A 13,172-nucleotide genomic window follows, 5' to 3' on the forward strand; every position below is an offset into this window, starting at 1 on the left:
ATAAGGAGCTGAAAATGAAAGGCGATCGCTTAGTTATCCGCGAATTGAATAAAAACTTGGGCTTGCTCTTGGTTACCATCAACCAATATTTCCTGCATGCCCGCATTTTGAAAAACTGGGGCTTTGAAGAATTGGGCGAACATTTCTTCAAACAGTCCATCCGCGAAATGAAATCCGCAGACGATTTAATCGAGCGTATTTTGTTCTTGGAGGGTCTGCCTAACCTGCAAGAATTGGGCAAACTGCTGATTGGCGAATCAACCGAGGAAATCCTGACCTGCGATTTGACAAAAGAACAGGAAAAACACGATGCCCTCGTCGCTGCCATCGCCATCGCGGAACAACAGCAAGACTACGTCAGCCGTGATTTGTTGGAAAAACAAAAAGACATCAACGAAGAACACATCGACTGGCTCGAAACCCAGCAGGAGCTGATCGGCAAAGTCGGTTTGCCGAACTACCTGCAAACAGCGGCGCAAGAGGACTAAAACACAAACCACTGCCAAATATAGCAGTCCCTGCACCCATAAACGGCATATCTTTTCGGATATGCCGTTTTTCTTTACATCAAGCTCGTCTGAAAAACAGTATTTCAGTTTTTCAGACGACTTACCTTCTTCTAAAGAATATGTAACCCCATGAAACCCCAACCCCATACAAAAGCCCTGAAAACCGGACAAGTTTTCAGGGCTTAATTTTATATTCTACACTTGTTTACACGCTAAAGGCTTGAAAAATAAAATGTAGTTTTAAGTAATAACTGTTCTCATTGATGTAAGTCAAAAAAACATCGGGTATGCATTCACATCTCCGCCAATCGTTACACTTCATAGAGCTAAAGTGCTATTCTGCAAAGGTAAATTTCTTCTACCTATAAATTCTATCTGACAAATTAGGAGCTTGATATGTCAACCGATGTACAGCAACGCCCTGCCGCTTGGGAAGGTTTTGTCGGCGGTAATTGGGAAACCAATGTCGACGTGCGCGATTTTATTCAGAAAAACTACACGCCTTATGAAGGCGATGCGTCTTTCCTCGCGCCTGCAACCGAGGCGACAACCAAACTGTGGGCGGACGTGATGGAAGGCATCAAAGTCGAAAACCGCACGCACGAACCTTACAAAATCGACGCTCAAGTCGTGTCCGGCATTACCAGCCATGCACCAGGCTATATCGATAAAGATTTGGAAACCATCGTCGGTCTGCAAACAGACGAGCCTCTGAAACGCTCCATTATGCCGTTTGGCGGTTTGAAAATGGTGCAGGACGCGTGCAAAGTGTACAACGTCGAGTTGAACCCTGAAGTCAGCGAAATCTTCACCAAATACCGCAAAACACACAACCAAGGCGTGTTTGATGTTTATACGCCTGACATCCGCCGTTGCCGCAAATCCGGTGTGATCACCGGCTTGCCGGATGCTTACGGTCGTGGTCGCATCATCGGCGACTACCGCCGCGTGGCATTGTACGGTATCGACTTCTTGATGAAAGACAAACTCAACCAGTTCAACTCGCTGCAAGCCGATTTGGAAAACGGTGTGGATTTGGAAGAAGTTATCCGCCGCCGCGAAGAAATCAACGACCAATACAAAGCCTTGGGTCAAATGAAAGAAATGGCCGCCTCTTACGGCTACGACATTTCCGGCCCTGCGAAAAATGCGCAGGAAGCCATCCAATGGACTTATTTCGCTTACCTTGCCGCCGTTAAATCGCAAAACGGCGCCGCCATGTCATTCGGTCGTGTATCTTCGTTCTTGGACATCTACATCGAGCGCGACCTGAAAAACGGCGTAATTACCGAAACCCAAGCGCAAGAATTTATCGACCATTTGGTGATGAAACTGCGTATGGTTCGTTTCCTGCGTACGCCCGAATACGACCAACTCTTCTCCGGCGACCCGATTTGGGCAACCGAATCCATCGGCGGTATGGGTTTGGACGGCCGCACGCTGGTAACACGCACCAACTTCCGCGTGCTGCACACCCTGTACAACATGGGTCCGTCTCCCGAACCGAACATCACCGTGTTGTGGTCCGAACAACTGCCGCAAGGCTTTAAAGAATTTTGCGCCAAAGTGTCCATCGACACCTCGTCCATCCAATACGAAAACGACGATTTGATGCGTCCGGACTTCAACAGCGACGACTACGCCATTGCCTGCTGCGTCAGCCCGATGGTGGTCGGCAAACAAATGCAGTTCTTCGGCGCACGCGCCAACTTGGCGAAAACCCTGCTGTACGCAATCAACGGCGGTGTGGACGAAAAATCCAAAGACCAAGTCGGCCCGAAAACCGAACCGATTTTGGACGAAGTCTTGGACTACGACACTGTCTTTGCGCGCATGGACAAATTCATGGATTGGCTGGCAACCCAATACGTTACCGCGCTGAACATCATCCATTACATGCACGACAAATACAGCTACGAAGCCGCGCTGATGGCGCTGCACGACCGCGACGTGAAACGCACGATGGCTTGCGGTATCGCCGGTTTGTCTGTGGCCGCCGACTCGTTGTCTGCCATCAAATACGCCAAAGTCAAACCGATTCGCGACGAAAACGGTATTGCCGTCGACTTTGAAATCGAAGGCGAATATCCGCAGTTCGGTAACAACGACGACCGCGTGGACGACATTGCCTGCGACTTGGTGGAACGCTTCATGAAAAAAGTGGCGACCCACAAAACTTACCGCAACGCAACGCCGACCCAGTCCGTGTTGACCATCACCTCCAACGTCGTATACGGCAAAAAAACCGGCAACACGCCGGACGGCCGCCGCGCCGGCGCACCGTTCGGTCCGGGTGCGAACCCGATGCACGGCCGCGATGTCAACGGCGCCGTCGCTTCGCTGACCTCCGTAGCCAAACTGCCGTTCGAGTTTGCCAAAGACGGTATTTCCTACACCTTCTCCATCGTGCCGGGCGCATTGGGCAAAGATGAAAACTCCCGCGAACGCAACCTCGCAGGCCTGATGGACGGTTACTTCCACCACGAAGAAGGAGAAGTGGAAGGCGGCCAACACCTGAACGTCAACGTATTGACCCGCGAAACGCTGGAAGACGCGATGAACAATCCGGACAAATATCCGCAACTGACCATCCGCGTGTCTGGTTACGCCGTACGCTTCAACTCGCTGACCCGCGAACAGCAGCTTGACGTGATTACCCGCACCTTTACACAAACCATGTAAAGCAAAGGGTTTACAGTAAACCAAGCCGGGGGACGGATTATCCGGAACCCGGCTTGATTTTGCCTGAAGCAATGGTTTGATAATATCAAAATCCAGTGGATTAACTTTAAATCAAGACGACCGAAGGCGGTACAATAGAGTTATCATTAAAACCCATTTACCTATTTAAAAACAGCCCATAAACTTCCCACAACAGGGAACGCAATGCCCGCATATTAATCCAATAAGAAGAACCCTCTGCAACACAAAAACAAGTTTTCAGACGACCCCAATATCCGGTACATCAGACACCATGCAGACATCCATCGCCATCAACCCCGAAACGCCCGCTCCCGCCAAAGACCTCGGACACCGCCATTACAACGGCAAAGGCATCGTCCATTCCGTAGAATCCTGCGGCGCGGTGGACGGTCCCGGATTGCGCTACGTCCTCTTTCTGCAAGGCTGCCTCATGCGCTGCCTCTACTGCCACAACCGCGACACATGGGACTTGCACACCGAACAAGCCCAAGAAATAACCGTGCCCGAAGTCATGAAGCAAGTCATGTCCTACCGACACTACCTGCGCGCCACAGGCGGCGGCGTTACCGCCACAGGCGGCGAACCGCTCCTGCAATACGAATTCGTACGCGACTGGTTTACCGCCTGCCACGAACACGACATCCACACCTGCCTCGACAGCAACGGCTACGCCCTGCATTACGATTCCATCCTTGACGACCTGCTCGACCACACCAACCTCGTTATGCTCGATTTAAAACAAATCGACCCCGAAATCCACAAAGTCCTCGTCGGCATCCCAAACACCAAAACCCTCAAATTCGCCCACTACCTCGCCGAACGCAAACAGCCCGCACGCGTCCGCTACGTTGTCGTCCCAGGCTATACCGACGACGACCGTTCCGCCCACCTGCTCGGCGAATTCATCGCAGACATGGACAATATCGAAATGGTCGAACTCCTTCCCTATCACGAACTGGGTGCGCACAAATGGGCATTGTGCGGCGATACCTACAAACTCACCGGCGTACATCCGCCTCCCAAAGAAACCATCCTCAAAATCAAATCGATTTTGGAAAGCTACGGTAAAAACATTATTTATTGAGTTCAAATCCAAAAAAGGTCGTCTGAAAAAGAAATATTCGCTTTCAGACGACCTTTTAGCACTCTTAATACATCCAAACATACAACTCATAAATCATATAATTCAGATAGTTAACAACAATTTATTCAAAATATGAAATAAAACCGAAATAAAACTATACTTTTTCTTAATTTATGCGATAATAGCTAAACAAATTCTTAGCTACTTTGATAACATCCCTTACGAGAACAGCACCATGTCAGATGAAAAAAGCAAAGCCCTAGCCGCCGCCCTTGCCCAAATTGAAAAAAACTTCGGCAAAGGATCCATCATGAAAATGGACGGCAGCCAGCAAGAAGAAAACCTTGACGTCATCTCCACCGGCTCGCTCGGCGTAGACTTGGCACTCGGCGTCGGCGGCCTGCCGCGCGGTCGTGTCGTGGAAATCTTCGGTCCGGAATCTTCCGGTAAAACCACGCTCTGTCTCGAAGCCATTGCCCAATGTCAGAAAACCGGCGGCATCTGCGCCTTCATCGACGCGGAACACGCCTTCGACCCCGTTTACGCCCGCAAACTCGGTGTTAAAGTAGAAGAACTCTACCTCTCCCAACCCGATACCGGCGAACAGGCTCTGGAAATCTGCGACACACTGGTACGTTCCGGTGGCGTGGACATGGTCGTTGTCGACTCCGTAGCCGCCCTCGTTCCCAAAGCCGAAATTGAAGGCGAAATGGGCGACAGCCACGTCGGCCTGCAAGCCCGCCTGATGAGCCAAGCCTTGCGCAAACTGACCGGCCACATCAAACGCACCAACACACTGGTCGTCTTCATCAACCAAATCCGTATGAAAATCGGCGTGATGTTCGGCAGCCCCGAAACCACCACCGGCGGCAACGCCCTCAAATTCTACGCCTCCGTCCGCCTTGACATCCGCCGCACCGGACAAATCAAAAAAGGCGACGACGTTATCGGCAACGAAACCAAAGTCAAAGTCATCAAAAACAAAGTAGCGCCCCCGTTCCGCCAAGCAGAATTCGATATTCTGTACGGCGAAGGCGTAAGCTGGGAAGGCGAACTGATCGACCTTGGCGTCAAATATGACATCGTTGAAAAATCAGGCGCATGGTACAGCTACAACGGCGCCAAAATCGGACAAGGCAAAGACAATGTCCGCGTATGGCTGAAAGAGAATCCCGAAATCGCCAACGAAATCGACGCCAAAATCCGTGCCGCCGTGGGTATCAACGTTGATATTACCGAAGGCAAACTGGACGACACCGACGGCGAACGTCCGGAAGAATAAGCCTCTGCCTGTCTTTCAATAAAAAATATGAAAGGTCGTCTGAAAACGAATATAGCGGGTTTCGCTAAAAGTTTTCAGACGACCTTTCCGCACTCAACAGAAAACATAGCCTTAAAAATGATAGAAATGCCTACATCGCCATTCCTATAAAGGTAGGCATCTGGAAATTGGAAATTATGGTAATTTTCAAATGTTACTGAAACAAACATCCAAGGTCTGAATTTCCGCCATGCCTCTCCCTCACGCGGTTACAGAAAAAAATGACAACTTTGAGATTCATCTACTGTAATTTTAAAAATTTCAGGAATCCTGCTCGCTGTAACTTCTAATCTCCCTACACCTTCACCCTACACCCCGATTTCGCGCTTTCATATACTTTTTCCAGCAGCCCCAAGACTTCCGCCACTTGGCGCGGCTGCACCGCTGCGGGTGATTTACCTTGCAGCGCGTCATAAAGGTTTTCATAAAACGCCACATAATTTCCACTGACGCTTTCGATTTTTTTGCGGACGACTGCCCCGTCGATTTCTGTGTGCAGGATGCCCCATTCGTCTTCCGGTTCACGGCTCCACGCTCCGACGGGTTGCACGCCGCCGAGCAGCAGGGCTTCTTGGTTGTCGACGTTTTGTTTGACGTATGAACCGCGTTTGCCATGCAAAGTCATGAATAGCAAAGGTTCGCGGGCATATTTGCTTGCGGTCAGGGCGACTTTTTTGCCGTCGGCGTAATAAAGCGCGATATAGAAATTGTCGTCGCTGACCGCTCCGTCATGCTGATAGCGCACGTCGGCATAAAGCTCATCGGGCATCCCGAAAATATCAACCGCCATATCCATGAGGTGCGAACCCAAATCGTACACCAGCCCTACGCCGGCCTCGCCCGTTTCCTTCCAGCGTTTTTTGTTCAAGGCAGCCGCATAACGCTCGAAACGAAACTCCGCATCCACAATTTCGCCCAAAAGGTCGTCTGAAAGCAGCTTTTTGGCAGTCAGTGGCGCGCTGTCCCAGCGGCGGTTTTGGTAAACGGTCAGCAATACGCCCTGCCGCTCGGCGAGTTCCGCCAGTTCAAAGGCTTGCGCCGCCGTGGCGCACAATGGTTTTTCCACCACCACATTTTTACCCGCGCGCAAAGCCTGAGCGGCAAAATCGAAATGCGTCTGGTTCGGCGTGGTAATGACCACCAAATCGACATCGTCGCTAAGCAATTCCTCAAACGAACGCACAGTCTGCGCCTGCGGCAGGACTTTCTGCGCCCTATTGCCGCTGCGTTCAAACACGCGCACGACTTCAAACCGCGCATCCGCACGCCAAAACGGCAAATGGAACACCTGCGCCGACATGCCGAACCCCGCCAATCCGATTTTAATCTTCCGCATAGCCAAACTCCTTTTCAGACGACCTCAAATTGCCGTATATCCGTTATAATACCGCACTTATTTCACACAGGCCGTCTGAAAACAAAGTTGAAACGGCCGCCGCCGTTTAAGGAAAACCATGAGAAAACCGCAACGCGGCTATGCCCGCCAAGACCGTGTCAAAGAACAAATCATGCGCGAACTGGCCGAGCTGGTCCGCACCGGCCTGAAAGACCCGCGCGCAGGCTTCATCACCATCAACGAAGTCGAAGTCACCCGCGATTACAGCCACGCCACCGTGTTCTATACCGTCCTCGACGACAGCACCCGCGACATCACCGAAGAAGCCTTGGAACACGCCAAAGGCCACCTGCGCAGCGAATTGGCGAAACGCATCAAACTCTTCAAAACGCCCGAACTGCACTTCAAATACGACGAATCGCTCGAACGCGGCATGAGCATTTCCAGCCTCATCGACAAAGTAGCTGCCGAAAAACCGGTGGAAGATTAAAGGTAAAGGTCGTCTGAAAACGCCGCAGTAAAAGCGCGAGTCTGTTTTCAGACGACCTTTCGCCATCATTTCCCTCCACACACCCGCCACTTACCCTTCCCCATCACTATGACCGCAAAACCCGCCAAACGCCCCGTCAACGGCGTCCTCCTGCTCGACAAGCCCGAAGGCCTTTCCAGCAACACTGCCCTACAAAAAGCCCGCCGCCTCTACAACGCCGAAAAAGCGGGGCATACCGGCGTGCTCGACCCTTTGGCGACCGGACTTTTGCCCGTCTGCTTCGGAGAAGCGACCAAGTTCGCCCAATACCTGCTGGATGCCGACAAAGCCTACACCGCCACGCTGAAACTCGGCGAAGCCAGCAGCACCGGCGATGCCGAAGGCGAAATCATCGCCACCGCCCGCGCCGACATTTCCTTAGCCGAATTTCAGACGGCATGCCAAGCCCTGACGGGCAACATCCGCCAAGTGCCGCCGATGTTTTCCGCCATCAAACACGAAGGCAAACCGCTGTACGAATACGCGCGCAAAGGCATCGTCATCGAACGCAAACCGCGCGACATCACCATTTACGCCATCGATATTACCGAGTTTGACGCACCCAAAGCCGTCATCGACGTACGTTGCAGCAAAGGCACCTACATCCGCACCCTGAGCGAAGACATCGCCAAACACATCGGCACATTCGCCCACCTGACCGCCCTGCGCCGCACCGAAACCGCCGGTTTCACCATCCGCGAAAGCCACACGCTCGACGCCTTGGCAGAATTAAACGAAACCGAATGCGACGCCCTGCTCCTGCCCTGCGACGTTTTAGTGCGGCACCTCCTCAAAATCGAACTAAACGACCGCGCCGTAACCATGCTCAAATGCGGCCAACGCCCGCAGTTTATCGAGGACATCTCCGCCAACCAGCCCATCCTCCGCGTTTACGACAGAAGCGGAACATTTATCGGCTTGGTGGAATACCAAACAGAAATCGGCCGCCTCAAAGCCCTGCGGCTGATGAACACGGCGAAAGACTGAACGCTCTGATTCTGAATTGAAAATATAGAAATAGGTCGTCTGAAATATAGTTTTTAGACTACCTTCTCAGTTAAATTTCTCAAAATATTGGCAGATTTGAAACAACCGTTCCAACCCCATGAAAAAAATCGTCTGAAAACCTGTCATACCCGTTTTCAGACGACTTTTCGACTATTATCTCTATTGCCCTTGTTCCGTTTTCTTTTTACGCGGACGGCGGCGGCGTTTCTTTTTCACACCTTCATTACCCTGCGCACGAGCATGGTTTGTCGTCATTTCATTGCTCAAACCCTCATCGGCATGCTGGAAACTGTTCCACCATTCGACCGTTTGGCGGTCAATCTCGCCCACTTCGCCGCGCAACACCAGAAAGTCGTAAGCAGCCCGGAAACGCTGCTGCGCGAGCAGGCGGTGCGGACGGGCGCCGCGCATCTGTTCGAATTGCGGTTGGAACTGCCAGATTTCCCGCATGGTCGCGGCAAAACGCTGCGGTACGCCCCAACCTTTTTCAACATCGCTCCGCAGGGATTCGATAGCGTCTGTCAGTGCAGGCGCAGGCTTTTGCCCCTGTGCCAGATTCTGTTGCCAGCGTCGGTTGACATCCGGCCACAGTACGGCAGCCAAGACGAAGCCGACCGAAACCGATTTGTCCTGACGCAGCCGCTCGTCAGTGTTTTTCAGTGCAAGCGAAATAATGCGGTTTTCAGCCTTTTCCGCCGATTTTAACGCAGTTAAAAGCGGATGGATGTCGTCTGAAACACCCAAGCTGTTGAGCTTTTTCAAACATTCCCGCGCATGGCCGGAAAACAGCAGCTTCATGATTTCGTCAAATAGACGGGCGACAGGTTCGTGTTTCAGATGACCTGCATACTCCGGAATCGGAGCGGCAGTGGATTCCTCCACCGAAAAGCCAAGTTTGCCCGACAAGCGTACGGCGCGCAGGATACGGACAGGATCTTCACGATACCGCTCCGTAGCATCGCCTATCATAACCAGGCTTCTGGCGGCTATATCGTTGACGCCGTTATGGAAATCCAAAATTTCTTCGCGTATCGGATCGTAATACAACGCATTGCAGGTAAAGTCGCGGCGCATCGCATCTTCTTCTATGCTGCCATAAGTGTTGTCTTTCATAATCCTGCCGTGCGCGTTTTGCTGCACCTTGCCGCCGCCGCGGAATGTCGTTACTTCTATGGTTTCCGGACCTGTCATGACATGGACGATTTGAAAACGCCTGCCGATGATGCGGCTGCGGCGGAAAATTTTTCTCACCTGCTCCGGCGTGGCATCGGTGGCGACATCGAAGTCTTTAGGCTCTACGCCCAACAGCAAATCTCTGACCGCCCCGCCTACGATGTAGGCTTTGAACCCCTCCTCTTGCAAACGTTTGACGGTTTTTTCCGCTGCAAAACTGATCATATCCGCGTTGATGCGGTATTCTTCAGCAGGGATGATTTCCTTGCGAACCTCGGTTTGTCTGCTCTGTCTGCCGGACAAAACTTTGTTCAGCCATTTTTTCAACATAGTCCTGATACTCTTTCTTGTTATTCTTCTGCCTGCAAACGGAAGCCTCCGATGCCTGCGGGGCGTCATTATACCTTAAGTTGTGCAAACCTATGTCGTCTGAAGCCTTGCCGCCTCCGGCTGGCAGGCGCAGCGGTTTTAAATTACAATGAACCAAACTTATCCTTCCTGTACGATGATGAAAAAAACCAACGTATTATCCTTATTCCTCGTCCTTGCCGCGACCGCCTGTTCAGACGGGTCTTCCGACAGCGTTACCGACAAATTCAAAAGCGAATTCCGCAAAGGTTTTGTAGAAGGCGCAACAGAGCAATGCGTCGCCAAAGTACCGAAAACAAGCCTGCTTTCAGAAGAAACCGTACTTCAAGTCTGCACCTGCACTGCCGAAAAGATGGCAGACCGCATTTCGGTGAAAGATATGTCTGCCATCCTGTCGGGCAATATCAGTGAAAACGTCAAAGAACAAATCAAACAGAGCACCACGGACTGTTTGAAAGAAACTGTCGGATTGGACGGCAAGCGCGCCGCTTCAGACAGCAAATAAACACTCCCTCCTTCTTCAAACCTCGTCTGAATCTTTTTCGGACGTTTTTCAAAATCATTCAAGAAATCGAGTTTGACATGACCACATTCGCGCAATTCCTTCCAGAACATTTACAGCAAAACGCCCTGCCCGAACAATTAGGCAGCGTATTGGAATCCGTCATCTGTGCCTGCTGCGAAATCAGCGGAAAAGTCCGCCTGGGCGCGCTTTCAGGCGTTTTGGGCATGGCAGGTACGGGCAACATCCAAGGTGAAGACCAAAAGAAACTCGACGTTATCGCCAACGATATTCTCATCCGTATCTTAAAAGACAATCCGTCTGTTGCCGGTTTGGCAAGCGAAGAGGAAGACACTTTTGTCGCCGCCCATCCTGACGGACGCTATTTGGTTTTATTCGACCCGCTGGACGGCTCGTCCAACATTGATGTCAACATCTCCGTCGGCACGATTTTTTCTATTTTGGAGAAACCCGAAGGCGATTTGGAAACGGCGTCATTTTTGCAAAAAGGCCGAGACCAAGTTGCCGCAGGTTATGTTTTATACGGCCCGCAAACCCAACTGGTCTTGACCGTCGGACACGGCCTTTCCGTCTTTACTTTAGATGAGGACGGTAATTTTGTGATGACCAAAGAAAATCCGCGCGTTCCCGAAACCACCAAAGAATTTGCCATCAATATGTCCAACCGCCGCCATTGGCTGCCGCCCGTCCAACGCTATATCGACGAACTGCTGGCAGGTGAAACCGACAGTCGCGGTAAAAACTACAATATGCGCTGGGTTGCCAGCATGGTTGCCGAAATCCACCGCATCCTGATGCGCGGCGGCGTGTTCATGTATCCCCAAGACAAACGCGATCTCTCCAAACCGGGAAAACTGCGCCTGATGTACGAAGCCAACCCGATGAGCCTGATTTTGGAACAGGCAGGCGGAGCGGCTTTCGACGGACAAATCGACATGCTGGATGTCGAGCCGGTCGGATTGCACCAACGCGTCGCCGTCTTCATGGGCAGCAAAGAAGAAGTGGACTATATCCGCAAACTTCATCAAGCCTGATAGGTGTAAAAATTAAATGTAAAAAGGTCGTCTGAAATTACCGTGTATGTTTCAGACGACCTTTTCCCAACATTCTGAAAATCAGGATAAGCGGGAAAAAACACCTCCTTACCTTACTTCCGATTATCCATGCTTTATGTGAATTGCGCTGTGGATATATCAAATTAATGATTGATATAAAAGAAGAAAATATAATTGATTAAAAAACAGGCAGATAAAATTCCCAAAAAATAAGCAGAATTTGTCAAGCCTTTGCCAACCGCCGAACAGAATTTTTTGCCCCCATTTTTCAAACGCGTTACACTTCCTCCTCGTCTGTTTTCAGACGACGTTTCACTCCAACCGTGCCGCTGCCGTCATTGCGCCGACAGTCAGGCAGTCAGCGTCATTGCGACACTGTAAATACGAAAGAACCACTATGACCATCTCTCCCGTCGCCTTGCGCCGTAAGACCGAGCGCAAGCCGCATCCAACCGCGCGTTATTGGAAAAAATGCGATGTCGAAGCCCTGTTCGGACTTCCCTTCCTCGACCTCGTTTACCAAGCCGCCGAAATCCACCGCCAAAATTTCAACCCGCGCGAAATCCAGCTTTCCACCCTGTTGTCCATCAAAACCGGCGGCTGCCCCGAAGACTGCGCCTACTGCCCGCAATCGGCGCACCACAACACCAATCTGGGCAAAGAGCAGATGATGGATGTAGATGAAATCGTTGAAAAAGCCAAAATCGCCAAATCGCGCGGTGCAAGCCGTTTCTGCATGGGTGCGGCATGGCGCGGCCCCAAACCCAAAGACGTGGAGACGGTTTCCGCAATCATCAAAGCCGTCAAAGGATTGGGCATGGAAACCTGCGGCACGTTCGGTATGCTCGAAGACGGCATGGCGGAAGACTTCAAAAAAGCAGGTTTGGACTATTACAACCACAACCTAGACACCGACCCTGAGCGCTACAACGACATCATTCATACCCGCAAACACGAAGACCGCATGGACACCTTGGGCAAAGTCCGCAATGCCGGTTTGAAAGTCTGCTGCGGCGGCATCGTCGGCATGAACGAGACCCGCGCCGAGCGTGCCGGACTGATTGCCAGCCTCGCCAACCTCGACCCGCAGCCCGAAAGCGTGCCTATTAACCAGCTCGTCAAAGTAGAAGGCACGCCGCTGGCCGATGCCGAAGATTTAGACTGGACGGAGTTTGTCCGCACCATCGCCGTGGCTCGGATTACCATGCCGCACAGCTACGTCCGCCTGTCGGCAGGGCGCAGCAATATGCCCGAATCCATGCAGGCAATGTGTTTCATGGCGGGCGCGAACTCGATTTTCTACGGCGACAAGCTCTTAACCACCGAAAATCCCGACGAAGACGGCGACCGCCTACTGATGGAAAAGCTGAATTTGTATCCGCTGCGGTTTGAATTGGAAGAAGAATACGAAGCGGCGCAACAGGAAAGTGAAGCCCCTAAAATCAAAGTGGATTATTAATCGTTCTTGCCTATATTCCCAATAAACAAGGTCGTCTGAAAACGGGCTTCAACATTTGATTTCGTTGAAACAGATTTTCAGTCGACCTTTTTTTGCAAAGATG

11 protein-coding genes are annotated in these 13,172 nt (G+C 51.5%); 9 read left to right on the forward strand and 2 right to left on the reverse strand.

Features of this window, described 5'->3' with window-relative positions:
- Positions 1 to 14 precede the first annotated feature (14 nt).
- The 4 genes from bfr to recA all read left to right on the forward strand — a co-directional run bounded on the left by bfr (position 15) and on the right by recA (position 5,578).
- Complete coding sequence (gene bfr, locus J7445_RS04810; RefSeq protein WP_003742426.1) at positions 15 to 488, forward strand: bacterioferritin; 474 nt, start codon at positions 15 to 17, stop codon at positions 486 to 488.
- A gap of 417 nt (positions 489 to 905) precedes the next feature.
- On the forward strand, positions 906 to 3,191 hold the full coding sequence (gene pflB, locus J7445_RS04815; RefSeq protein WP_209283215.1) for a formate C-acetyltransferase: 2,286 nt from the start codon (positions 906 to 908) through the stop codon (positions 3,189 to 3,191).
- A gap of 292 nt (positions 3,192 to 3,483) precedes the next feature.
- Positions 3,484 to 4,296, forward strand: coding sequence for a pyruvate formate lyase 1-activating protein (pflA, locus tag J7445_RS04820; RefSeq protein ID WP_209283216.1), 813 nt, complete (start codon positions 3,484 to 3,486; stop codon positions 4,294 to 4,296).
- Positions 4,297 to 4,531: 235 nt separating this feature from the next.
- Complete coding sequence (gene recA, locus J7445_RS04825; RefSeq protein WP_209283217.1) at positions 4,532 to 5,578, forward strand: recombinase RecA; 1,047 nt, start codon at positions 4,532 to 4,534, stop codon at positions 5,576 to 5,578.
- A 334-nt stretch (positions 5,579 to 5,912) separates the two neighbouring features.
- On the opposite strand, the gene J7445_RS04830 is transcribed toward recA, so the two are convergent.
- On the reverse strand, positions 5,913 to 6,953 hold the full coding sequence (locus J7445_RS04830) for a Gfo/Idh/MocA family oxidoreductase (RefSeq protein WP_209283218.1): 1,041 nt from the start codon (positions 6,951 to 6,953) through the stop codon (positions 5,913 to 5,915).
- 118 nt (positions 6,954 to 7,071) lie between these two features.
- Here J7445_RS04830 and rbfA point away from each other — a divergent pair, with 118 nt between their 5' ends.
- Together rbfA and truB are read left to right on the forward strand one after the other, a co-directional pair.
- A complete protein-coding gene (gene rbfA / locus J7445_RS04835; RefSeq protein WP_045075456.1) occupies positions 7,072 to 7,443 on the forward strand; it encodes a 30S ribosome-binding factor RbfA in 372 nt (123 codons plus the stop codon).
- A gap of 108 nt (positions 7,444 to 7,551) precedes the next feature.
- A complete protein-coding gene (truB, locus tag J7445_RS04840; protein WP_209283219.1) occupies positions 7,552 to 8,469 on the forward strand; it encodes a tRNA pseudouridine(55) synthase TruB in 918 nt (305 codons plus the stop codon).
- A gap of 180 nt (positions 8,470 to 8,649) precedes the next feature.
- On the opposite strand, the gene J7445_RS04845 is transcribed toward truB, so the two are convergent.
- A complete protein-coding gene (locus J7445_RS04845) occupies positions 8,650 to 9,993 on the reverse strand; it encodes a polynucleotide adenylyltransferase PcnB (RefSeq protein ID WP_209283220.1) in 1,344 nt (447 codons plus the stop codon).
- A gap of 148 nt (positions 9,994 to 10,141) precedes the next feature.
- Here J7445_RS04845 and J7445_RS04850 point away from each other — a divergent pair, with 148 nt between their 5' ends.
- The 3 genes from J7445_RS04850 (at position 10,142) to bioB (ending at position 13,069) form a co-directional block, all read left to right on the forward strand.
- A complete protein-coding gene (locus J7445_RS04850; protein ID WP_209283221.1) occupies positions 10,142 to 10,537 on the forward strand; it encodes a hypothetical protein in 396 nt (131 codons plus the stop codon).
- Between the two features lie 77 nt (positions 10,538 to 10,614).
- A complete protein-coding gene (locus J7445_RS04855; protein WP_209283222.1) occupies positions 10,615 to 11,589 on the forward strand; it encodes a class 1 fructose-bisphosphatase in 975 nt (324 codons plus the stop codon).
- A gap of 418 nt (positions 11,590 to 12,007) precedes the next feature.
- Positions 12,008 to 13,069 (forward strand): biotin synthase BioB, encoded by a 1,062-nt coding sequence (bioB, locus tag J7445_RS04860; protein ID WP_107812588.1) that lies wholly within the window; start codon positions 12,008 to 12,010, stop codon positions 13,067 to 13,069.
- Positions 13,070 to 13,172 lie beyond the last annotated feature (103 nt).

Origin of the sequence: Neisseria sicca, from assembly GCF_017753665.1 — a bacterium.
In the GTDB taxonomy this organism is placed as follows: Bacteria; Pseudomonadota; Gammaproteobacteria; order Burkholderiales; family Neisseriaceae; genus Neisseria; species Neisseria flava.